At 36.5% G+C, this 21,833-nt stretch carries 22 protein-coding genes, 1 tRNA gene and 1 pseudogene; 11 read left to right on the forward strand and 13 right to left on the reverse strand.

Annotation, left to right across the window (positions count from 1 at the left end):
- Window positions 1-63 precede the first annotated feature (63 nt).
- Window positions 64-1,266 (reverse strand): MFS transporter, encoded by a 1,203-nt coding sequence (locus N4G44_RS20080; protein ID WP_474929399.1) that lies wholly within the window; start codon window positions 1,264-1,266, stop codon window positions 64-66.
- Between the two features lie 195 nt (window positions 1,267-1,461).
- On the opposite strand from N4G44_RS20080, the gene N4G44_RS20085 reads away from it, so the two are divergent.
- The gene (locus N4G44_RS20085) at window positions 1,462-2,322 is read left to right on the forward strand and encodes an AraC family transcriptional regulator (RefSeq protein ID WP_474929401.1); all 861 of its coding nucleotides are present in this window, start codon (window positions 1,462-1,464) and stop codon (window positions 2,320-2,322) included.
- Between the two features lie 6 nt (window positions 2,323-2,328).
- Here N4G44_RS20085 and N4G44_RS20090 read toward each other — a convergent pair whose 3' ends face one another.
- From N4G44_RS20090 to N4G44_RS20100, 3 genes are all read right to left on the reverse strand, one after another.
- On the reverse strand, window positions 2,329-2,592 hold the full coding sequence (locus N4G44_RS20090) for a hypothetical protein (protein WP_474929403.1): 264 nt from the start codon (window positions 2,590-2,592) through the stop codon (window positions 2,329-2,331).
- A 219-nt stretch (window positions 2,593-2,811) separates the two neighbouring features.
- The gene (lipA, locus tag N4G44_RS20095) at window positions 2,812-3,678 is read right to left on the reverse strand and encodes a lipoyl synthase (RefSeq protein ID WP_260539863.1); all 867 of its coding nucleotides are present in this window, start codon (window positions 3,676-3,678) and stop codon (window positions 2,812-2,814) included.
- A gap of 219 nt (window positions 3,679-3,897) precedes the next feature.
- A complete protein-coding gene (locus N4G44_RS20100) occupies window positions 3,898-4,458 on the reverse strand; it encodes an RNA polymerase sigma factor (RefSeq protein WP_073064790.1) in 561 nt (186 codons plus the stop codon).
- 114 nt (window positions 4,459-4,572) lie between these two features.
- Here N4G44_RS20100 and tyrS point away from each other — a divergent pair, with 114 nt between their 5' ends.
- On the forward strand, window positions 4,573-5,868 hold the full coding sequence (tyrS, locus tag N4G44_RS20105; protein ID WP_474929405.1) for a tyrosine--tRNA ligase: 1,296 nt from the start codon (window positions 4,573-4,575) through the stop codon (window positions 5,866-5,868).
- A gap of 146 nt (window positions 5,869-6,014) precedes the next feature.
- Here tyrS and N4G44_RS20110 read toward each other — a convergent pair whose 3' ends face one another.
- A complete protein-coding gene (locus N4G44_RS20110; protein WP_474929407.1) occupies window positions 6,015-6,509 on the reverse strand; it encodes a hypothetical protein in 495 nt (164 codons plus the stop codon).
- A 310-nt stretch (window positions 6,510-6,819) separates the two neighbouring features.
- Here N4G44_RS20110 and N4G44_RS20115 point away from each other — a divergent pair, with 310 nt between their 5' ends.
- From N4G44_RS20115 to N4G44_RS20130, 4 genes are read left to right on the forward strand one after another with little or no spacing between them, the layout of a single operon-like run.
- Complete coding sequence (locus N4G44_RS20115) at window positions 6,820-7,215, forward strand: hypothetical protein (protein WP_474929410.1); 396 nt, start codon at window positions 6,820-6,822, stop codon at window positions 7,213-7,215.
- A gap of 8 nt (window positions 7,216-7,223) precedes the next feature.
- A complete protein-coding gene (locus tag N4G44_RS20120; protein ID WP_474929412.1) occupies window positions 7,224-8,144 on the forward strand; it encodes a tetratricopeptide repeat protein in 921 nt (306 codons plus the stop codon).
- A complete protein-coding gene (locus tag N4G44_RS20125; protein WP_474929414.1) occupies window positions 8,045-8,821 on the forward strand; it encodes a sensor histidine kinase in 777 nt (258 codons plus the stop codon). Before N4G44_RS20120 ends, N4G44_RS20125 begins: the two co-directional genes overlap by 100 nt.
- Window positions 8,808-9,446 (forward strand): response regulator, encoded by a 639-nt coding sequence (locus N4G44_RS20130; RefSeq protein ID WP_474929417.1) that lies wholly within the window; start codon window positions 8,808-8,810, stop codon window positions 9,444-9,446. Before N4G44_RS20125 ends, N4G44_RS20130 begins: the two co-directional genes overlap by 14 nt.
- 92 nt (window positions 9,447-9,538) lie before the next feature.
- Here the strand turns inward: N4G44_RS20130 and N4G44_RS20135 are convergent, their stop codons facing one another.
- The gene (locus N4G44_RS20135) at window positions 9,539-9,961 is read right to left on the reverse strand and encodes a hypothetical protein (RefSeq protein WP_048503257.1); all 423 of its coding nucleotides are present in this window, start codon (window positions 9,959-9,961) and stop codon (window positions 9,539-9,541) included.
- Window positions 9,962-10,188: 227 nt separating this feature from the next.
- Between N4G44_RS20135 and N4G44_RS20140 the strand changes: the two genes are divergently transcribed.
- The 4 genes from N4G44_RS20140 (at window position 10,189) to N4G44_RS20155 (ending at window position 12,800) form a co-directional block, all read left to right on the forward strand.
- Window positions 10,189-10,827 carry an alpha/beta hydrolase gene (locus N4G44_RS20140; protein ID WP_474929419.1) on the forward strand — a complete coding sequence of 213 codons (639 nt, stop codon included), beginning with the start codon at window positions 10,189-10,191 and terminating at the stop codon, window positions 10,825-10,827.
- 120 nt (window positions 10,828-10,947) lie between these two features.
- A complete protein-coding gene (locus N4G44_RS20145) occupies window positions 10,948-11,478 on the forward strand; it encodes a retropepsin-like aspartic protease (RefSeq protein WP_474929422.1) in 531 nt (176 codons plus the stop codon).
- Window positions 11,475-12,269, forward strand: coding sequence for a PDZ domain-containing protein (locus tag N4G44_RS20150; RefSeq protein ID WP_474929425.1), 795 nt, complete (start codon window positions 11,475-11,477; stop codon window positions 12,267-12,269). The genes N4G44_RS20145 and N4G44_RS20150 overlap by 4 nt, the downstream gene beginning before the upstream one ends.
- A 3-nt stretch (window positions 12,270-12,272) precedes the next feature.
- Complete coding sequence (locus N4G44_RS20155) at window positions 12,273-12,800, forward strand: hypothetical protein (protein ID WP_474929427.1); 528 nt, start codon at window positions 12,273-12,275, stop codon at window positions 12,798-12,800.
- Here the strand turns inward: N4G44_RS20155 and N4G44_RS20160 are convergent.
- From N4G44_RS20160 to N4G44_RS20170, 3 genes are all read right to left on the reverse strand, one after another.
- Window positions 12,793-13,176, reverse strand: a complete 384-nt coding sequence (locus N4G44_RS20160; RefSeq protein WP_474930110.1) for a L,D-transpeptidase — start codon at window positions 13,174-13,176, stop codon at window positions 12,793-12,795. The genes N4G44_RS20155 and N4G44_RS20160 overlap by 8 nt on opposite strands.
- Window positions 13,173-13,826, reverse strand: a complete 654-nt coding sequence (locus tag N4G44_RS20165) for a hypothetical protein (RefSeq protein ID WP_474929430.1) — start codon at window positions 13,824-13,826, stop codon at window positions 13,173-13,175. The genes N4G44_RS20160 and N4G44_RS20165 overlap by 4 nt, the downstream gene beginning before the upstream one ends.
- A gap of 113 nt (window positions 13,827-13,939) precedes the next feature.
- Window positions 13,940-14,698 (reverse strand): response regulator transcription factor, encoded by a 759-nt coding sequence (locus N4G44_RS20170; protein WP_474929433.1) that lies wholly within the window; start codon window positions 14,696-14,698, stop codon window positions 13,940-13,942.
- Window positions 14,699-15,317: 619 nt separating this feature from the next.
- On the opposite strand from N4G44_RS20170, the gene N4G44_RS20175 reads away from it, so the two are divergent.
- Window positions 15,318-15,998, forward strand: coding sequence for an aspartate/glutamate racemase family protein (locus N4G44_RS20175; RefSeq protein ID WP_474929435.1), 681 nt, complete (start codon window positions 15,318-15,320; stop codon window positions 15,996-15,998).
- Between the two features lie 89 nt (window positions 15,999-16,087).
- On the opposite strand, the gene N4G44_RS20180 is transcribed toward N4G44_RS20175, so the two are convergent.
- The 4 genes and pseudogenes from N4G44_RS20180 to lpdA all read right to left on the reverse strand — a co-directional run bounded on the left by N4G44_RS20180 (window position 16,088) and on the right by lpdA (window position 21,795).
- Window positions 16,088-16,161, reverse strand: a tRNA-Asp gene (locus tag N4G44_RS20180).
- Window positions 16,162-16,733: 572 nt separating this feature from the next.
- Entirely contained in the window at window positions 16,734-16,973 is a 240-nt protein-coding gene (locus N4G44_RS20185) for a hypothetical protein (RefSeq protein WP_474929437.1), read from the reverse strand.
- A gap of 1,251 nt (window positions 16,974-18,224) precedes the next feature.
- Complete coding sequence (locus tag N4G44_RS20190) at window positions 18,225-20,276, reverse strand: heavy metal translocating P-type ATPase (RefSeq protein WP_474929439.1); 2,052 nt, start codon at window positions 20,274-20,276, stop codon at window positions 18,225-18,227.
- A 119-nt stretch (window positions 20,277-20,395) separates the two neighbouring features.
- Window positions 20,396-21,795 (reverse strand): annotated as a pseudogene (lpdA, locus tag N4G44_RS20195) (dihydrolipoyl dehydrogenase).
- Between the last annotated feature and the right edge of the window lie 38 nt (window positions 21,796-21,833).

Below are 21,833 nucleotides of genomic sequence, written 5' to 3' on the forward strand. Positions count from 1 at the left end.
CTTTTTTATATTTAAAATTTTAACAAAAGGTATAAAGTACCTCTTGATTCATAAGCTTTTTCTCTATTTATCACACGGAACACATTCTACCACTGCATCGTCACTGTCAGGAGTTTCTTTGCCGTACAGATATCTGTATCGCAGGCTTATTGCCAGGCCAATGAACGTCATCCCCACTCCTACCAATGAAGGATATTTGAATGAAAATCCATATTCCAAAGGAATTCCTCCTAAAAATGCTCCCATCGCGTTAGCAATATTAAAAGCCGCCTGCATAAATGCTGCAGCCATCATTTCACTTTTAGGCGCAGCCTTCATCATCATGATGTTAATAGGTGCGGCAACAGACATGGACAACGCTCCGCATACAAAAGTCAGGATAAGTGCCATATTCTGATGGTCTGCAAAGAAAAATACACCTGCAAGAGAAATCATCATCAGGAAGATTAATAATACACATGTTTTTTCAGGTCCCAGACGGTCAGAAATAAATCCTCCGGCCAGATTCCCAACAACCATTCCCGCTCCTGCCAGGATCATCACGTAAGCCATCTGATTGGTCTGAATTCCTGCTACGATTGTCATTAAAGGCGTAATATAGCTGAGCCATGTGAAAAGTCCCCCGAATCCAATGCCTGTAATCCCTAAAACCAGCCATGACTGTTTATTTTTAAGAAATTTAAGCTCCTCAAGAAAATGAGTATCCTGGTTAGCCTCCGTGGCAGGAAGCCATAATTTAAGAAACAATATGGCAAAAAGGCCGATGAATGCTACAATTGCGAAGTACAGCCTCCAATGATAAGCATGCCCGATATAGGTAACCAGCGGAACCATGATGAGGTTGGCTATCGTAAGTCCTGTAAACATTAAAGAAATGTAAAATGCCTCTTTTCCTTTCTCGGCCATCCGCGATGCCACCACCGTTCCGACCCCGAAAAATGCCCCGTGAGGAAGCCCGGACATAAACCTGATGATCAGCATCGTAGTGTAATCGGGAGCTACCGCAGAAAGTCCGTTGAAAAGTGTGAAGAGGATCATCAAAACCATCAGTACTTTCTTAGGCGGAAATTTCACCGAATATCCGATCAGGATCGGGGCTCCAATGACAACTCCCATGGCATAAGCCGAAATCAGGTGACCGGCTTCAGGAATGGTAATCTTCAAGGTGTGGGCAATATCAGGAAGCAGCCCCATTACGGTGAACTCTGTAGTTCCTATTCCAAGACCGCCTATAGCCAGCGGTATTATTCTTTTATCAATCTTCATTGTCAGTAAACTTCTTTTTCGAATTAATTTTTTAGTGATTTTTTTCCTGAAAATAAAGCCAGACCTCTATTTTACTTTGAAAATGCAAAATTCGCCAGAAATATTGTTTTTTACTTCTCTTGAAATGATCATAATTTGCTCCATATTAACCTTTTTATGTATTTTTAAAATCAGAAACAATCAAATGAGAACAAGATGAAGATTCAAAAAGAAATTATTGAGTTTGAAGACGGAAAGTCTTTCAAGCTTTTTTCACCTTCTTTGAAAAACTGCTTTTTCTGGCATCATCACCCGGAAATAGAGCTTGTTTATGTGGAAGCCATCAATGGAATCCGGCACGTAGGCAGGGATATTTCCGTTTTTACTGAAAGTGATCTGGTTCTGATTGGTTCCAATGTGCCTCATCTTAACTTTGATTATGGCATCCAGACAGAATGCAGGCAACTGGTGGTTCAGATGAGGGAAAATTTCCTTCAGAATACGATTCTTCCCGTTCCTGAATTTGAAAGCATTAAAAAGCTCCTGGAAAGATCATACCTGGGACTTTCATTTTCAGGTGAAACCAAGAGCATCGTTATTGAAAAACTTAATAATATAAAGGATAAAAACTCTTTTGATTCCCTGATAGGATTGATAGAAATCCTCCAGATCCTTGCCGGTTCGGACGAAGTAAAGGAACTTAACAAAGAAGACACGAGGATAAAATGGTTCCTGAACGATAAAATCAGAATGGGAACGATCTACGATTACATTCATGAAAATTATGATAAAAAACCTAATGTCAACGAAATTGCACAGATCGTAAGCCTCAGCACTCCGGCTTTCTGTCGCTATTTTAAAAAGCAAACGAATATGACCTTCACCGATTTTGTCAACAATTACAGGATCAGCCAGGCTAAAATATTCTTATTGAAAGATTATTCTGTAACGGAGGTTTGTTTTCAGGTGGGTTTTGAAAGCCTGTCGTATTTTAATAAATTATTCAAGCAACATACTGGTGAAACGCCTTCAGAATTCAGGAAAAAGCATTTGAAGAATATTGAGGTGCGGAATTAAGAGCTATTATTTAACCAGTTCTAAAAGCTGCAGCATCATTGTAATGCCCATAAAAGCCATTGTTGCAAGATATCCAATATATGATACATAAGTCCCTTTTCTATAAGAACTAAAATATTTAATATTAGTAATAAGACCAATGCTATTTAAAAGAATTAAAACAGAAAGTATTATTTTCTTACCAGGAAAGTAGGCCCCTAATATCCAATAATAAAATGCAATTCCAAGTAAAACAATAATTAAAGAGAATAAATCAATTTTTCTGTTCATATTGTGCGTTTTTGAATTTCTCTTTTACAAAAGAAACTGTATACTGATAAGAAAATTATTGATAAATATACAAATACGTAATAAATAATTTAGCTTCAAAAAATTGAAAAGGTTACTGAGATAAAGCCACACCCATATTAAATATTTTTGCAAATTCCCTTCATCTTTTAATTCTTTTAATCAAAAAAAACCGCCTCATTTCTGAAGCGGTTGTATTTTTTAGTGAATATGTTTTTCAGCGTGATAAGAGCTTCTTACCAATGGAGAGCTCTCCACATGTCTGAAGCCTAGGCTTCTTGCAAAGTCACCCAGTTCATCAAATTCTTCCGGTGTGATGAATCTTTTTACCGGCAGATGCTTTTTGGTAGGCTGAAGATACTGTCCCAGTGTGATAACATCAACATTGGCATTTCTGATATCCTCAATCGTCTGGAAAACCTCATCTTTGGTTTCTCCCAAACCAAGCATCACTCCTGTTTTTGTTCTTCTCTGGCCAGCTTCTTTTAAATATCTGAGAACGTCCAAGCTTCTTTCATATTTAGCCTGAATTCTAACTTCTCTTGTCAGACGTTTTACTGTCTCCATATTGTGAGAGATTACTTCCGGAGCCACTTCTACAAGCCTGTCGATATGTTTGGTGATTCCCTGGAAATCAGGAATAAGTGTTTCCATTGTGGTTCCCGGAGAAATTCTTCTTACGGCATTCACAGTTTCTGCCCACAGGATGGATCCCATGTCTTTCAGATCATCACGGTCTACAGAAGTAAGAACCGCATGCTTGATTTTCATCAATTTAATAGAACGTGCCACTTTCTCCGGCTCATCCCAATTGACATCAAGCGGCTTTCCTGTTTTTACACCGCAGAACCCGCAGCTTCTTGTACAGATATTTCCTAAGATCATGAACGTTGCCGTTCCTTCTCCCCAGCATTCACCCATATTCGGACAGCTTCCGCTCTGGCATATGGTATTTAATTTATATTTGTCCACCAAAGTCCTAAGTTCTCTGTAATTTTTTCCGGTAGGAAGTTTTACGCGGATCCACTTTGGCTTTTGAACGGTAGTATCTTGAACTAAATTTTCCATTTCTTAAATTGAAGTTCAAAGTTAAGGAATTTTTAATGGAAACCATCTACCGGCAAAATTGATGAAACAGATAATATAATAAAGAAAACTGTTCCTCTTTAATAAGAAGACTTTTCATTCCTCAATAAAGACAAAAAATTAGTCGGATCCAAATTCCCCTTCCTTGGAGGGGTGGCTAAAATTCAGTAGAATTTTTGACGGGGTGGTTAAAATAAATTATTAATGATCATCAAACTCATTATTCTTCAGAAGCTCCGCAAGAACCTTTTTGGCACGCATGACCCTGACCTTGGTATTGGCAACTGAAATCCCAAGTTCTTCCGCAATTTCTTTGATGCTTTTTTCCTCAAAAAATCTTAACCTGATGATGTCCTGATAATTGGCGTCCAGCGATTCAATGGTTTTGATGATCTTTTTCTGCTCTTCATTGGAGATCATCAGCTCTTCCGGAGATTTTGCAAACTGATTTTTAACCTCATCAAGATTTTCAGTAGGATCCTGGTTCTCGCGGCTTCTTTTTCTCCAGAAATCAATCACGGTATTCTGCGCAATTGTCAGCACCCAGGTTTTAAACTGAAAATGCGGATCGTACATATCCAGTTTCGACAACACTTTTGAAAAAACATTCACCGTGATTTCATCTGCATCATTTTCATCTTTCACTTTTTTCATCACAAAAGCAAAAACATCCACCCAAAAAATATTGATGAGTTTGGTCTGGGCCTTCTGGTCCTTTTCTTTTGCCTTTTGAATAAGCAGGAATAGCTGTTCGTCGTTCATTATTAACAAATATAATTTTTTTAAGTGAAAAAGCCAATAGCTGAACTTCTCTGTTCTTATTATACTTATGAATTTCTTATCTTTGCCCCATTAAAATTTTAAAGAAAATTATAGATGAATTCCTTTATAGAAGAACTGAAATGGCGTGGTCTTTTTGCCGATATGATGCCAGGAACCGATGAACAACTGAATAAAGAGGTAACTACTGCATATATTGGTTTTGATCCGACTGCTGATTCTTTACATATCGGAAGTCTTATCCAGATCAAAATTCTGGCGCATTTCCAGCAGCATGGGCACAAGCCTGTTGCTCTGGTAGGAGGTGCTACAGGAATGATCGGAGATCCTTCGGGAAAATCTGCAGAAAGAAACCTGCTGGATGAAGCCACACTTCTTCATTATGTAGACTGTTTAAAGAACCAGCTTTCAAGATTTCTGGATTTTGATGCTGATGGTCCAAATAAAGCAGAACTGGTCAATAATTATGACTGGATGAAGAATATCTCTTTCCTTGATTTTGCTAAAAATGTAGGGAAAAATATCACCGTTAATTATATGATGGCGAAAGACTCCGTAAAAAAGAGATTTTCAGGAGATGGCGGAGCAGACGGGATGAGCTTTACAGAATTTACGTATCAGCTTATTCAGGGATATGATTTCCTTCATCTGTATCAGAATAATAATGTAAAGCTGCAAATGGGTGGTTCCGACCAGTGGGGAAATATTACCACCGGTACCGAACTGATCCGCAGAAAAGCTCAGGGAGAAGCATTCGCTTTAACGGTTCCTTTGATCACAAAAGCAGACGGCTCTAAATTCGGGAAATCGGAAAGCGGTGAAAATTACTGGCTGGATAAAAAGAAAACGTCTCCATACAAGTTCTACCAGTTCTGGCTGAATGCTACTGATGATGATGCCGAAAGATTCATTAAATTCTATACATTCTTAGGTAAAGAAGAAATTGAAGCTTTGATTGAAGAGCACAAAACAGCTCCCCACGAAAGAAAACTTCAGAAGAAGTTAGCTGAAGAGGTAACAGTATGGGTACACGGAAAAGATGAGTACGAAAAAGCGGTGAAAGCTTCAGAAATTCTTTTCGGACGCTCTACAGCTGAGGATCTGGTAAGTCTTGACGAGGAAACATTCCTGGAGGTTTTCGACGGTGTTCCTCAAAAAGAGCTTCCTAAGGCTGATGTCCTTGGAATCAGTATTATTGATCTTCTTTCTGAAAAATCAGGATTCTTAAAGTCTAAAAGTGAGGCTCAGAGAGAAATCAAAGGAAATGCAGTTTCTGTAAATAAAGAAAAAGTAAATGATACTTACACCGCCAATGAAGGCGACCTTATCGACGGCAAATTCTTGCTCCTTCAAAAGGGTAAGAAAAGCTACTTTATTGTGAAGGTACAGTAAAAATCTTTAATGATATTATTTGAAAGAGCGGCTTTGATTCCAAAGCCGCTCTTTTTTAATACAAAATAACCTGAAAAGTTACTTCATCTTTGAAGAGAGTTAAACATAAAATTATAAAGTCTTACTGTTTGTATATAAATAATCATTTAATTGAATGAATACTGCTTTGTGAAATCGGCCCCGTTGGTTGTTAGATTAATAGCTTCATCAACTACTGCGGTTCCGTTTTTTTCTATTTTATAAGTTCCTGTAATGGAAGAATTATAGTTGATCACCTGGATTGAAGCTGCTAAACCTGCAATAGGAGTATTAGTCTCAATAACATAGGTTTTGGTAGAACCTGTAAAACTATTGTCGTTTAATCCTACAGCTGTTTGTCCGTTTTGAATAGTCCCGTTAATTTTCCAGATGGAAGTACTGTTTTGATGATCACTTCCTGAAGCAACTACCGAAACATAATCATCGGTAGAATTTACCCCGTTCAAAGTAACAGTTATTTTATAATTGGCGCCTCCACCTACAACTGTTCCTGCATCATCGTCATCATCTTTGCTGCATGAAGATACAAAACCTAAGAGAAGCGCTGTTATTAAAAAAGCAACTGCATTTCTGAATGTTCTGTGTAAACCGATTTTTTTCATAATTCTCATATTTTAATTTATAAACTAATTCTTACATGTGTTTTATTTATATTTTTTCATCAAACCTTTCAATGTTTTATTTTAATCATTCCACGCTTCAAAGTTGATTCAGATGTGTATCACAAAACTATCCCGTACGTCCGGAAAGGACAATACATAAAAAACAGTATTTACATCTACCTGTTTTTAGGTATTTTGCACCCATCTTTAAATGGCTACTTTAAAAAATGAAGTACCTTACAGGTGCATATTATTTTTTTTAATACATTCATAAAATATTCATAATAAAAATCATGATTACACAAAAAACATGAAAAAACAGTTACTCTTATTATTAATTTTGTTTTTCGGCATACTCCATATTGAGGCTCAGTCTCTCTATTTTTATTCTCTGGAGAAAAAGAATAATAATTTTGACAGTTTGGTTATGGCTGCCAACAATGAAACTGTTGATACAATAAAAGCTATTAAGTCCTATCAGATTGCCGCAACCTATTTTACCAAGCAGGATATTGAAAATTATCAGAAGTATCTGAAACAGGGACTTGAAAATTCTTCCAACAGCCCTGTGTACAGAGATATAGGGCTTTATTATCAGTCTATTATAAACTACACAAAGCCCGATGCCGTTAATCTTCTTGAAAAAGATTTCACCAACATAGAATCCCTTCTGAAAAAGTATAAGAGTAATGAAGCCAAAAAATAAGGATCATCATGTTCCAGAACAAAGCATTATTCAGGATCATTCAGAATAAGGAAGTAGAGTCTATGAACATCCTTACGAGTAAAGCAATACCACTGTCTAAGACTCTAAAAGATTATGAGCTTACAGGCGCTTTATACAAAAGTATGGGGATTTTATTCTATAACTCAAAAGACTATCCCAAAGCCATAGAATACATGAATCTGGCTGAAAATTCTATCAATAAACTGAAAAAACAAACGGCACAGTCCAAAGCGATTAAGGGAGAAGTTATTTTGTTTAAGGCAGATGCTCTGATGAGAGAAAACAAAATGGCTCAGGCCAATGCAGAATTAGAAAAGACCTATGCTATCATCAAAGATTATCCGGAATCCAATTTTTATTCACTTTATTACTGTACTTTAGGGTATTATCATATGAAGCAAAAAAATTATCCGGAAGCGGTAAAACTTTTTGCCAAAGGATTAAGCAATGCCGAAAAATATAAAAATACAGTAATTGCAGAAAGAATAAAGCTGTTTGAAGGACAACTTAACAGCGAGCTGAAAGACTACAGCAAATCCAATAAGATTTTTAAAGAAGTTTATGACAGCACTCCTTATCAAAAAAACAAGCAAGAGGTTTTAAAAGAACTTTCCAAAAACTACTCCGCACTAAAGGATACCACTAAAGCGAACCTTTATGCTGAGCGGTATATAAATTCTTTTGACAGCCTCAACACGGTTTCTATTCATAAAAACATTGCTGTTCTTGAAGCAAAATACAGGAAATCCGAGAGGGATAAAGAACTGGTTCAGAAAAAGCTGGAAATCAGCAAAAAAAACAAATATATGTGGATTCTGGGACTCGCTTCCCTTTTATCAGCCGGATTTATCATTTTAGGTTTTTTAAATTTCAAAAAGAACAAAAAATTTCGGAACAGCGCGAAATAAATCTTCAGCAGGAAATAAAGGAAATCCAGCAGCGAGAAGAATTAGCGCTTACAAAGGCTATTCTGGAAGGAGAAGAGAGAGAAAGAGCCCGCATTGCCAAAGATCTTCATGATGGCCTTGGCGGAATGCTTGCCGGAGTTAAAATAAATTTTTCTACCTGGTCTTCAACCCACCTGGAAGCAGACCGGCATAAAGATTTTTACAAAATTTTAAACCAACTGGACAATTCCGTTACCGAACTGCGCCATGTGGCCAGAAACCTCATGCCGGAATCTCTGTTGAGCTTCGGGCTGGAAACCGCCCTCAAAGATCTGTGCGAATTCTATATCCGAAAAGATCTTAAGGTAGACTTTCAGGCTATTAACATTAGCAAAAGCACTCCTTTATCCATACAGCTTAATATTTACAGAATTGCACAGGAATTACTGGCCAACTCTGTCAAACATTCCGGAGCCACCAATATACTGCTGCAATGCTCACAATCTGATGAAAACTTCATGATCACCGTAGAAGATAACGGAAAAGGATTCAAAGAAGAGGATTACAGAAAATCTCAAAGTATGGGCCTTCATAATCTCAGAAACAGAGTAGATTATCTGAAAGGCAAAATGGAGATCAATTCGGATGACGAAGGAACAACTATTAATATTGAATTAAATACCCATGCAGTCTCATAAAATAAATATCGTGATCGTAGATGACCACCCCATCGTCATTGAAGGATTAAAAATGATGCTGAAAAGCCAGTCGTTTCTTACTGTTTCGGAAACTTTTACATCCGGTTCAGACCTCATTGGTTTTCTCCGGTCCAATGAAACAGATATAGTTCTTCTGGATATCACACTGCCGGATGCCAACGGAATAGAACTTTGCCGGGAAATCAAAAAAATATCGCCCAACACTTCCGTGATCATGTTCAGCAACCGCTCGGAACGAAGCATTATTATGCAGTCTATACAAAACGGAGCCAGCGGATATATCCTTAAAAATACGTCAATAGAGGAACTGATAATTTGTATTAAAGGAGCTCTCTCAGGGAATATTGTTTTTTGTGAAGAAACAAAGCAAATTATCAGCAGACCCTCACAGAACGATCTTCCCGTGCCAAGGATCACCAAACGCGAGAAACAGATCCTTCGTATGGTAGCGGAGGGGAAAACAAGTGTTATGATTGCCGAAGAGCTTTTCCTCAGTCCTCTTACTGTAGATACCCATCGTAAAAATTTATTACAAAAATTTCAGGCGAGAAACTCTACGGAGCTTATTAACCGTGCTATACAGTATCAGCTGATCGATGAGTAAATGCTGATAAAATTCTAAACGAGAAAGAAAATCAATTCATAAAAATAAAAAACCGCCTTTAAAAAGCGGTTTTTATATATAAGTAAGTTATTCTATAATTCTAAGAAGCTGTAATCAATAGAAGCGACCAGCGGCCCTGCTCCCACCATCTTTTTGGTTCTTACAATTTCGCCGTCTATCCAAAGATTAACTACCAGTTCAGAGGTAGCATCCGGAAGATCTGCTTTAGCATCAAGGTTTAATTGTGCCTGGCTTGAATTTACAAAAAATTCACCGCTTGCCCATGTAGTTCCTACAGGATCGAAAATATCGGTTTTTGTGGTTCCTACCTGTGTTACGATAGCTCTGATCACTCCTCCGGTAGTTGTTTTCACTTCAAACTGAACAACGTGATCTGTGAATTCATCTTCATCGTCATCCTTTTTACAAGAATTAACTACAGTAATTACCGAAAATAATAAAACGAATAAAAAAGAAAGTCTAAGTAAACTTTTTGATTTGTAAAATTGCTTCATTTCTCCAAATAGATTTTTAATGTTTCAAATATAGGTTTTTTATTAATATAAAAATAACTTTTATGAAAAATTTCCAATAAAGTTTTCCAAATAATATCAAATCAGCAAAAAAGCATAATAACACTAACAGCCTATCTTTGAGCGGGCATTGCTTCTGGATAATCAGGCATAAAACAGACCTTTCGTATTTTGAATTTATAATATGATTTATTAATTATATTTGCTGTATGAATTTAGATTATATAGTAAGAGAACCGGAACATATCACTCCCAATACCACTGTTCTTTTTATGCTTCATGGCTATGGAAGCAATGAGCAGGATCTTTTCAGCTTCAGGGAAACCCTTCCCTCCGACTGGCTTATCGTAAGTTTCAGAGCACCCAGAGATACTCAGTTTGAAGGCTATTCCTGGTTTGACATTGATTTCAATAATCCTGAAAATTTCATCGACATTTCCCAGGCTAAGGAATCACTGGACAGTGTGCTGGAGAATATATTAAAAATTATCAACCACTACGGACTTACAGAAAGTAAGGTCCATCTGTGCGGTTTCAGCCAGGGTGGAATTTTATGCTATGCCTTAGCCTTAAAACATCCGGAGCTATTCAATTATGTAGCCTGCCTCAGCAGCTATCCTGAGGAGAAACTTCTGGACGGTATCGTAAAAGACAAAAAGAAACTGGAAAGGCTCCGTTTCTTTGTTTCGCACGGAACCGATGATGCTGTTATCCCAATGGAATGGGCAAGAAAAGCCGCAGATCTGCTTTATGATCTGAGCTGTTATTTTACTTTCAGAGAATATATGAGCGGACACGGTGTGAATCAGAAGAACTATATGGATCTGATGGATTTCTTCGCAAAATAGCCCTATCCGTTTACAATAATTTCAACTAATACAGCTGCTTCATTGCAGTTTATACAAACATTCCTGTTTTTGGAATGTTTTTTTTATGGATAATAAGGATTATTTCAGTAAATTCAGTAAATGAAACTTACGCTTTTTTTACTGGCCTTATTCTTCAGCATTTTTATCGGTGCACAGAATTCTTTTGAGCTGGTTAACGTTAAAAAAGCTGTGATCCCTTTTAAACTTATCAACAACCTTATTTTCATTCCCATCAATGTAAATGGCGCCGAGCTTACCTTTATGCTTGATACCGGCGTTGCGGAAACCATTCTTTTCAGTCTGGACAATAAAGAGATCAAATTACAGAACATTGAAAAGATCAAATTTTCAGGCCTCGGAGGAAATGTAAGCATTGACGGTTTTAAATCTGACCGTAATGTTGCCAAAATAGGTGATCATATCATCAATTCTTCTATGCTTCTGTATATTGTTATAGATGAAGAATTCAATATTTCATCCCATATAGGAATTCCTGTGAACGGTGTTATCGGATATCATTTTTTTAAGAATCATCCGATTTTGATAGATTATGCCTCTAAAAAATCACTATCTACGAAGATTCTGATATTTTCAAAAAGAAAATCCGGAAGTTTGATGAGCTGCCTATGAGCGTGGAAAACGACAAACCTTACCTCATTGCCGACGTTGAGATGACGAATGAAAAGAAGGATTCAAAACTGCTGATAGATCTTGGTAACAGCGATGCCATATGGCTCTTCCCTACCCTCATTAAGGATTTTGTCTACAACAGACCGAATATTGATGATTATCTGGGTCGCGGTTTCAACGGAGATATTTACGGAAAACGAAGCCGTATTCACAATTTTTATCTTGGAAACTTTAAATTCGAAATGCCTCTCACCGCAATGCCTGATGAGTATTCTATTCAGCATGTTACCTTGGTAAAGGACAGGAAAGGATCTGTGGGAGGAGAAATAATGCGCAGGTTTTCTGTAGTTTTCGATTATCCGGCCGGAAAGTTGTATCTTAAAAAAAATAAGAACTTTAATGATCCCTTTCATTTCAATATGAGCGGACTGGATTTTCAGCAGGATGGACTGGAATGGCAGGAAGACCGGATAAAAATTGAACCTAAAAAATTATCTGAAGCCAATACTGAAATTTCCGTGATCAATAATTTTCAGTATAAATTCACTTTAAAACCTATCTTTTCAATAGCCGGCGTAAGGAAAGATTCTCCGGCGTTTAAAGCAGGTCTGAAGAAAGATGACCGCGTTATAACCATTAATGGAAACCGGACCGCCGATATGACCATGGAAAAGATCATGGAAATGATGAAATCCGACGAAGGAAGAACAATCACAATGGTAGTCCAGAGGAAAAATAAAGAAATGACCTTTAGTTTTGTACTGGAAGACCCTATACCCTATCAGGAATAAAATATGAAGACAGAAGAAAGCACCATTGATAAAATAAGAACCCGGCCGAGATTCAAAATGTTTACCCATCTTACCAAAGAAGAGTATGCAGAAAACCTGAAAAAATATCTCGCCGACCATAAAGATGAATTTTCCGGAAATATCAATAAGGAAGTGGCCACCATATGTGTGGAAACGAAATACGACAATTACTGGAAACCGAGACTGTCTTTACGGATAGAAATAGAGGACGGGGAAACGGCTATACGGGGAGTATTCGGTCCCAGCTCTGCGGTGTGGACCTTCTTTATGTTCCTTTATTTCTCCTTTTCCATTTTGTGGATGACTTTCTTCACGATGTATTATGTAGAAAAGCAAATAAAAAGCGCCGAGTTCCCATGGGCTCTCAACGCTTCATTTGTTATGTTATTTTTTATCCTTCTTACTTATGCGGCAGCCAGATTCGGGCAGCACAAGGGCAAAGAAGAAATGCTCAAGCTTAGACGCTTTGCCGAAGAATCTACTTCACAGTTTGAAAAGAAAATTAATTAGCCGGAATTTCAGCTGGTTTTTCAGTCTGAACAGGCTCCATAGCTTTAGCTGCTTTAATAGAATCGGATACTTTTTCCCTGTTGTCCTGTTCTTTGATCATTTTGTCAATATGAGGTTCCAGAAGCTTCGTCATTTCTTCCACTGAAATATTATTTGCATTAGGATCATCCAAAAGTTTTCTCCACGGCTTTCTGCCGCCCCATTTGTAATCACCGAACACCATTACCGGAGTTCCTTTTGCTTTGGTAGTAGCGCCTCCAGGGTTCAGGATCCAGGTATCAGCATAAGAATACAGCCACTGGGCATCTTTCATCAACAGACGCAGGCATGAGTGCGATGCAGGATAACCTGGAAGATCATACTGATGCCATCCTATCCCCCTGCATTATGAATATTAAAATTGTAAGGAAGCTTCCACTCGCTGCTTACCGTTGAGATTGAAAGTTTCTTTTTCCAGTTGGCAAAAGTAAGTCCTCGTGTTGTCTGCGCAGCCTTTTTCCCCATACTTGTCGGGCCCCATTTTACCAGGCTTCCATTGGAGTATACTCCGTATGCCTGTATCGGATAAGAGAAAATCACGAATTTCTTCACTCCGCTCAATATGTCCAGCTGCATTGGAAAAGGTGAATATTCCATCAGGGTTGTATCTATCTTTGCGGGAACTACCAATGTATCGGCATTCCATTTATTTTTAGAATCCAGTCGGTTCAATGCCAGAATAGCATATCGTTCCTTCTCATTGTATTTTTTACTGAATTCCGCATATATGGAATCTCTGAGTTTTTTATCTTTAGGAAGAACAAGGGCATTATAGAACCCGTTTTCCTGCATGGCAGGCGGAACAGATTCTTTTTTCACAACAGAATCTTTCTTTATGGAATCTTTTTCCACAGCAGGAGTTTCTGACGATGAAACCGTATCTTTAAAAGTATCGCTTATTTTTTCTATTTCTTTTTTACACGAAATAAGCATGGCAGCACAAAAAAGTGCATATAAAAATGATTTCTTCACAGATATGTTTTTCATAAATAAAACAGGCTATTTAGTTTGGCTATCTTGTGCAAATATCAGACCTAAAATTGAAACCCCAAAGACATTGTAAAAAATACCGTAAAAAAACGGTAGTAAAGTATATTGGTTTACAGAAGTTTATTGGTTTTTGCATAGGCAAGAGCTTCTGCAATATTATTTACTCCAATTTTTTCAAAGAGCTTTTTACGGTGAAATTTTACAGTATCGGCAGAGATAAATAATTTTTCTCCTATTTCATTAATGGTATGCCCGCTCATATACAGACTGAGGATTTCGTGTTCTCTTTGGGAAAGCCTGATCTTCTCTCCTTTTTCCCACTGGTCTGCTTCGGGATCATACTTCCAGAGTTCATCGGAACCTTCTTTGCTTACTACAATATTCCCAGCCGAAGTACTGCCGGAAAGGGAGACGATGCACAGCGATTTCCAGATCTGCCCTTTTTCCGTAAGAAACATCGGTGTAAGTTTATGATTGACCAATACCATATTCTTTTTGCCGTTCATAAGGTGAAAATCGTAAGAAATGGAATAAAGCTTACGCTCCTCAACAGGAATTTTTTCATAAAACTCAAAACCGGCTTCATTGATCTTAATTAAAAGTTCCACATCCTCAGGCTTTACATTCTGAAAATAAAAAGCATAGCCCATTTCTTTTACTTCTTCTGCCGATTTCCCACACAAAAATAATGGATTATCCGAGACATATTCAAATGCCCTGGTCTGATAATCTATGACATACAGGCTCTGATAGGTAAGCCTGGAAAACGCCTTTACAGCCTCCAGATATTCTCCTGCCTGGCTGCGGTCTATTTCCGCATCGCTGCGAACCTCGTTTTTGTCATTAAAAAACCTGTTGATCTCTTCCATATATTTTTATAAACCGATAATAACTACCCAAAAGTGTAGTATTTCTGATTCATAAGCAAATCTACACAAAAGTGTAGCGGATATCAAAATACAGTGGTCTAATTTTGTTAAAATTAACCATCAATTCTATATTAAAAAGAGAAATTTAACAATCTGAAGATGAAAAACATATATTTTATTCAGTTTTAATCCTGCATTACTTTCATCCTACAGATTTTACTTCAATAATGTAATCAATAACCATGAAATAAAGAGGCTGCATGTAAATGATTCGGTCAAGTTTAATAGATTCATCATCAAGTTTTTATCGTAAATAACTCAACCTGCAAAGGTTAATTCAGACTGAAATATAAGCAACAACGACCGAATTAAAGCAGCACTTATGATCAGCATTCCAGAATTTCCAAAAAACACACAAACGATCGAAACATCATACTGCTGATCTTATTACTGTCTTAAGGCAGTAATTTTTGTTTTTATTGTTTTGAACGCTTGAGTTATTTAAACGTATCTAAACTGTCAATAGCTCATTCGATGCAAAAAAGCTTCAGCACACATTTAATCTCTGTTTCTTGAAAACTTTTCTCTAGATTTGCCCCAACAGTAAATAACAGAGTTTATGAAAAAGATAGGACTGGTAGGCGGTATAAGCTGGGTATCTACATTAGATTATTATAAATTCATCAATGAAGAAGTCAATGCCCGGATGGGAGGGCTTAATGCTGCCGAATGTATGATATATTCCCTGAATTTCGGCGACATTCAGGCAAAAGGATGGGTTCATTCTTATGAATTATTGTTTAATGCCTGTGAGCATCTTAAAAACAGTGGCGCAGACCGTATTGTTCTGTGTGCAAACACGGCTCATCTCTTCGCAGATAAACTTGAAGCCGCCTTACAGCTGCCCATTATTCATATCGGAGCTGAAACTGCAAAAGCAATCCGTAAAGCCGGCTTAAAAAAGATCGGGCTGCTGGGGACTAAGTTCACCATGGAAATGGATTTTTATACAGGTAAACTTGAAGAGTACGGGCTTGAAGTACTCGTTCCGGAAAAGCAGGAAACAAGAGATTATATTCAGCATACTGTTAAGGAGGAACTGGGAGTAGGATTTATTAATCCTGAAACCAAGATTAATTATATCTCCATTGTAGAAGATCTTGTGAGCCGTGGTGCAGAATGTATTATCCTGGGCTGTACGGAAATTCCCCTGCTGATCAGCCAGAATGATTTTAAAATCCCTGTTTTTGACACTACGAAAATACATTGCGAAGCTATTGTGGAGTATATTGTTTCATAAGTATACAATGACTTTCTTACCTTCTTCGGCTAAGTAAATAAAGACAAACAAAAACCCCTTCAAAAATTTGAAGGGGTTTTAAGATCTTGCGATCCGGACGGGACTCGAACCCGCGACCTCCGCCGTGACAGGGCGGCATTCTAACCAGCTGAACTACCGGATCAATTTTTTAAAAGAAATTGAGAAAACTTCTGCGATCCGGACGGGACTTGTACTTTTTCAGAAAAAGCCCTATCCATGAGCTTTATGCTGTTCTCCTATTTTGTAGGTCACCGAATAGGTCACTTTTTTAATAAGATTAAGAGCGTTTGTTTTTAACTGGTGCAAATATATAGATTTTTTTTGTTGCTACACAAAGAAATGGCATTTTTCTTTTAAAACAACTGTAAAGATCAGACTGTCAAATATAAAATTTGGTTATAATCTAAATCTTTAACTAAACAAAACCATAAAGATCATTTAAAAATCCTCGATACAATTTTATAAATAAAATTAGTTGTTTTAATTGACATCCTTCTGTTCTAGGTGAAACTCAAAAAACGTCATTCAGCCCTAGGAAATTTAACCATAAGAAAATACTGAAATTAATGGCTAGCCAACCTGAAAAGCAACATAAGGAGAATATAAAAATTTGCCTCAAAAAGTTGTGAGTTTATTCTTCTGTCAACCATTCTTCGTCAGCAAACACTAAAAGTTTTTTCATTTTCTTGTTCAGAAACTCGCATTTTTGCTTTATCAATTTGCGATGTAGTTGACAAGCTGATAATGTGACGTTATTTTCCCAGCATCAACATCATTTTTAAGTTTCTCAAATGATTTTTCAGAAATAACATTATTTATCAACAGTTTTTCACCATACTTATTAAGTTTATCAGAGCTTAACCATCCTTCATAAGCACTTTGATCTGCTAAGTCAGGTAAGAGCTGAAGAATATATACATAATCATTGTTCCCAATCTTTTTTTGACTGATCATTAAATTGCTTGACTGTTACTAAGCCGCAATTCCTGAGCCTGGAAAGGTACAGGTGCAGCTCTTTATTTATTTTTGCCTGTACAGGTGGTTTTGGCTTTTCATTTCCAAAATTCAACTGCATTCCTAACTCTGAATAGTAATGCCCCGGTTAGCTTCTTAAATTCTATTTGATAAAGCGAACGTAAGTAAGTGCTATTTGATTTTGTTTCATTTCGATTTAGTACTTCTTCAAAATCCTTGATTTGTTTTTTTTCAATGAGTTTATTCTCCACTAACTTTTGTAAAGTATTATCCATAATTTGTCCCTTGACGGAATATGCTGTCAAAATAAATAAGGTTAATGCATATAAAAGAGTTTTCTTAATTACTAATTTATCTTTTATTCATTCGGCATTTTACTTCTAAACTCATTGTACAAGTTCCAAAATCTAATAATAAATCTTGAAAGAAAAGGCAGTAAATCAGTAATTCCCAATGTTACTACAGAAAGGTTTCCCTTGCAAGAACCTTAAGTTTTCTGTATATAAGTAGTTACTTTTACTACATCCCTTGCACCTTTTGTAAAGATGAGGAGGAGAATGTTTATGAGTAATTCAAAAAAAGTAAAAGCACCTACATAAAAAGTCGCTGTATAAAGAGAAATGGCCCAAAAGTATCCTTTAAAGTTAGGCATCCAAGTTCTCCACAGGATAAGTCAATTTTGGTTTGCTTCGACTCTGAAAACCAATCCAACAGGTTTTCCATACATTCACTTTGCTCCATTTTCGGTAATAACCAAATATGGTTTTATAATGTAGCGTCTTATCACTAAACAGATGTAATATCAGCAACAAATGCCATTGAATTCCCGTTTTCAACTTATACAAAATACAATTAACGACTTCATATAAAGGAGCTTGTATTTTTAAAACCTCTTTTGGGAGTTGGCAGATAAGGTACTATTTCTATTGTATTTTTCCTTAGCCCTTTATAAATAAGGGGTTAAAGATTTTTTTATGTTTTGCAACATAAATTTCTTCGATCTTTTTTATTTTCAAAAAGTCAAGATGACTTCATTATTTAATTTTAAAAGCAATAGCATTGTAATGCTGAATTTGATAAGCTATAAAAAGTATTAAAACAGCACATAATACTAATATAAAAAAATATCTAAAGAGGAGTATTTCCTTTTTTTCCAAGATTCATATTCCTCTTTTTGATAATTTCTCTTAAAGAAGCCCTTTTTATTCTTCTTTTTTTAGTCACTTTAGGTTAAAATTTCATTCTTTGAATTCTGACTGCATTCAATATTGCCAATAAAGCAACTCCTACATCAGCAAATACAGCTTCCCACATCGTTGCTAAACCACCCGCTCCAAGTATTAAAACAATTCCTTTTACTACAAAAGCAAGAATAATATTTTGCCATACTATCCTTTTTGTTTTCTTTCCAATATTGATAGCCATTGGAATTTTTGATGGTCTGTCATCTTGAATTACAACATCTGCAGTTTCGATAGTGGCATCACTTCCGAGTCCGCCCATTGCAATACCTACGTCACTTAAAGCCACAACAGGAGCATCGTTCACACCGTCCCCTACAAATGCCACGCTTTCTTTTCTAGTCTTGATTTCTTTGACTTTATTGACCTTATCTTCAGGAAGTAAATCTCCAAAAGCATTATCTATTCCAATCTGCTCTGCCACATATTTTACAACGGTCGTTTTATCACCACTCAGCATTGTAGCTTTTACATTTAAATCATGAAGTTTTTCAACGGTCTTTTTTGCATCTTCTTTAATGCTATCTGCAATAGTTATAAAGCCTGCAAAATTTTTATCATATGCAATAGCAATCACAGTATAAACAATTTTTGATGGATCCACATCATATGTAATATTAAATTTGTCCATTAATTTAAAATTACCCACCAATATTTCTTTACCTTTAATCGTAGCTTTTAGACCATGACCAGCAATTTCTTCCGGATTTTCCAAATTGATTGAATTGTCAATTTCCCCTACATACTGATGAATAGCTGTAGCTACTGGATGGGTACTTTTGCTTTCCAAAGTGTTAACCATATGAAGGATCTCATCTTTATTAAATTCGGTTTTGATGTTAACTTCCTGAACTTTAAAGACACCTTCAGTCATGGTTCCGGTTTTATCCATAACTACATTCTGTATAACCGCAATTTTATCTAAAAAATTACTTCCTTTAAATAATATTCCATTTCTACTTGCAGCTCCTATACCTCCAAAATATCCCAAAGGAATAGAAATTACCAAAGCGCAAGGGCATGAAATAACAAGGAAAATCAAAGCTCGGTACAGCCAGTCTTTAAAAACATAATCATCAACAAAGAAATAAGGAAGCAGACAAATTAAAATAGCTAATCCAACAACAATTGGGGTATATATTCTCGCAAACTTCCTAATAAACAATTCAGTAGGTGCTTTTTGAGCAGTTGCGTTTTGTACAAGTTCTAAAATTTTACTTAATTTGCTATCTTCATAAGCAGTATTTACTTTTACTAATGCTAGACTATTCATATTAATCATTCCTGCCAGAACAGTTTCACCTTTACTTTTAGTATCGGGTTTACTTTCTCCTGTCAAAGCAGCAGTATTAAAAGAAGCTGTTTCACTGAGTAATTCTCCATCCAAAGCAAGTTTTTCTCCTGGTTTCAGCTGAATAACGCTATCAACCTGAACTTGGGCTGCTTTTATAGTTTTAGGCTGGTCGTTTTCCAAGATAGTGACTTCATCGGGACGCTGATCAAGTAAGGCCTTGATGTTACTTTTAGCTCTTGATACCGCTAATGTCTGAAACACTTCTCCCACAGCATAAAATAGCATTACCGCTACTCCTTCCGGATATTCTCCAATTACAAATGCCCCTATTGTGGCAATCCCCATAAGAAAAAATTCGGAAAATATATCTCCTCCTTTAATACTTTCAAAGGCTTCTTTCAGTACCGGTATTCCAACAGGCAAATAAGCTGCTGCATACCAAACAATACGTACCCATCCTGTAAACCATTCAACCTTTATATAATTATCTAAAGCAATACCTGTCAATAATAACAAAAAGGAGATTATTGCTGGTAAAAACATTTGAAAGATCGTTTTATTGGTATCATTGTGTTCATGATCATGGCCATCACTATCCCTGTGTGTTTCATGCTTATGCTTGTTAGGAGTGCAACATCCAGCATCTTCAGCAAGGTGCTTGGCTCCGGCATCTTTATAGATTTTCCCTTCTTGCGGAGTACAGCAAAGCTGATTACCCTGTTCATCGTAAATATGTTCATGTTTCATAATAATATTTGGTTTTTATTTTTTATATTTTTTTGTGAAAAAGATAATACATTCCTCATATAGCAAATCATCAACCATGCCAAGCTCCCATAATTAAAAGAAGTATTACGGGCAAAGAATTAGATGTGGATGGCAATTTTGTGTACATCTAAACATGCTTCACGAATACACTCGTAATAAGTTGGATGTCCGTGAGAAATGCGTACAATATCTTCTGATGCTGCCCTGAATTCCATTGCAATGGTAGCTTCACCTATCATATCTGAGGCTCTTTCACCAATTATATGAATACCCATAATTTCATCGGTAGTTTCATCAACTAAAACTTTTATCAACCCTGTGGTATTGCCATTTGCAATAGCTCGTCCAGAAGCTGAAAAAGGAAATTCTCCTACTTTATAAGAATTTCCCAATAGTTTAAGCTCTTCTTCTGTTTTACCTACAGTTGCTACTTCAGGATTGGTATAGACAATATTCGGTATGAGATGATAATTGATATGAGGTTTTTGCCCAGCGATGGTCTCGGCAACAAATACTCCTTCTTCAGAAGCTTTATGAGCTAACATTGCACCTTTTACAACATCACCTATAGCGTAGATTCCTGAAATATTGGTTTCTAGATTCTCATTAGTTTCTACTTGCCCCTTCGAATTAACATTCACTTGAATTTTTTCTAAACCTAAATTATCTGTGAAAGGTTTTCTGCCAATTGCAATTAGGCAATAGTCACCTTCTATAGTAATAGTTTGTCCGTCATTAGACTCTGCATTTACCGTTACATGTGTTCCATGATTAGTGGCTCCGGTTACTTTATGATTTAATAAAAATTCGAAGCCTATTTTTTTTAATGATTTTTGTAATTCCGCTCCCATTTTTCTGTCCATTGAAGAGATCAGGCTGTCTGTATACTCAAGAACCGTAATTTTCGTTCCCAATCTTGCAAAAACAGAGCCCATTTCCATTCCTATTACACCACCACCAACTATAATTAGTTTTTTTGGAATTTCTTTAAGAGACAACGCTTCCGTAGAGCTTATAATACGCAGTTTGTCCATTATGATATTAGGTAATGATATCGGTTTTGAGCCCGTCGCAATAATTACATTTTTTGTTGTAAGTTTTTTTCTTCAGTCCCAGACTGTACAAGGATTGTATTTTTATTGATAAAAGAACCTACTCCCTGGAAGACTTCTACTTTATTCTTTTCCATCAAAAACCTAATTCCTCCATTTATTTTGGCTATAACCCCCGCTTTCCGTTCCATCATTTTGGCTAAATCTACTTGTAGGTTTTCTACAGAAATTCCATGTTCATATACTTTATTTTTTATTTCTATATAACGTTCAGTACTATCAAGCAATGCTTTTGAAGGAATACATCCAACATTAAGGCAAGTGCCTCCAAGTGTAGGGTATTTTTCAATGAGGGCAGTTTTTAACCCTAGTTGCCCGCAACGTATTGCGGAAACATATCCGCCGGGACCAGAACCTATTATAATAACATCAAATTGATTTTCCATTTTTAAATTATTTTATGATTTTCTAAGAGAGTTCATTA

This window comes from Chryseobacterium sp. GTID13, assembly GCF_056172655.1.

Bases quoted from the DNA above. Each gene is read 5' to 3' on its own strand.
- N4G44_RS20080 (WP_474929399.1), bottom strand. From the start codon at position 1,266: ATGAAGATTGATAAAAGAATAATACCGCTGGCTATAGGCGGTCTTGGA.
- N4G44_RS20085 (WP_474929401.1), top strand. From the start codon at position 1,462: ATGAAGATTCAAAAAGAAATTATTGAGTTTGAAGACGGAAAGTCTTTC.
- N4G44_RS20090 (WP_474929403.1), bottom strand. From the start codon at position 2,592: ATGAACAGAAAAATTGATTTATTCTCTTTAATTATTGTTTTACTTGGA.
- lipA (WP_260539863.1), bottom strand. From the start codon at position 3,678: ATGGAAAATTTAGTTCAAGATACTACCGTTCAAAAGCCAAAGTGGATC.
- N4G44_RS20100 (WP_073064790.1), bottom strand. From the start codon at position 4,458: ATGAACGACGAACAGCTATTCCTGCTTATTCAAAAGGCAAAAGAAAAG.
- tyrS (WP_474929405.1), top strand. From the start codon at position 4,573: ATGAATTCCTTTATAGAAGAACTGAAATGGCGTGGTCTTTTTGCCGAT.
- N4G44_RS20110 (WP_474929407.1), bottom strand. From the start codon at position 6,509: ATGAAAAAAATCGGTTTACACAGAACATTCAGAAATGCAGTTGCTTTT.
- N4G44_RS20115 (WP_474929410.1), top strand. From the start codon at position 6,820: ATGAAAAAACAGTTACTCTTATTATTAATTTTGTTTTTCGGCATACTC.
- N4G44_RS20120 (WP_474929412.1), top strand. From the start codon at position 7,224: ATGTTCCAGAACAAAGCATTATTCAGGATCATTCAGAATAAGGAAGTA.
- N4G44_RS20130 (WP_474929417.1), top strand. From the start codon at position 8,808: ATGCAGTCTCATAAAATAAATATCGTGATCGTAGATGACCACCCCATC.
- N4G44_RS20135 (WP_048503257.1), bottom strand. From the start codon at position 9,961: ATGAAGCAATTTTACAAATCAAAAAGTTTACTTAGACTTTCTTTTTTA.
- N4G44_RS20140 (WP_474929419.1), top strand. From the start codon at position 10,189: ATGAATTTAGATTATATAGTAAGAGAACCGGAACATATCACTCCCAAT.
- N4G44_RS20145 (WP_474929422.1), top strand. From the start codon at position 10,948: ATGAAACTTACGCTTTTTTTACTGGCCTTATTCTTCAGCATTTTTATC.
- N4G44_RS20150 (WP_474929425.1), top strand. From the start codon at position 11,475: ATGAGCGTGGAAAACGACAAACCTTACCTCATTGCCGACGTTGAGATG.
- N4G44_RS20155 (WP_474929427.1), top strand. From the start codon at position 12,273: ATGAAGACAGAAGAAAGCACCATTGATAAAATAAGAACCCGGCCGAGA.
- N4G44_RS20165 (WP_474929430.1), bottom strand. From the start codon at position 13,826: ATGAAAAACATATCTGTGAAGAAATCATTTTTATATGCACTTTTTTGT.
- N4G44_RS20170 (WP_474929433.1), bottom strand. From the start codon at position 14,698: ATGGAAGAGATCAACAGGTTTTTTAATGACAAAAACGAGGTTCGCAGC.
- N4G44_RS20175 (WP_474929435.1), top strand. From the start codon at position 15,318: ATGAAAAAGATAGGACTGGTAGGCGGTATAAGCTGGGTATCTACATTA.
- N4G44_RS20185 (WP_474929437.1), bottom strand. From the start codon at position 16,973: ATGATCAGTCAAAAAAAGATTGGGAACAATGATTATGTATATATTCTT.
- N4G44_RS20190 (WP_474929439.1), bottom strand. From the start codon at position 20,276: ATGAAACATGAACATATTTACGATGAACAGGGTAATCAGCTTTGCTGT.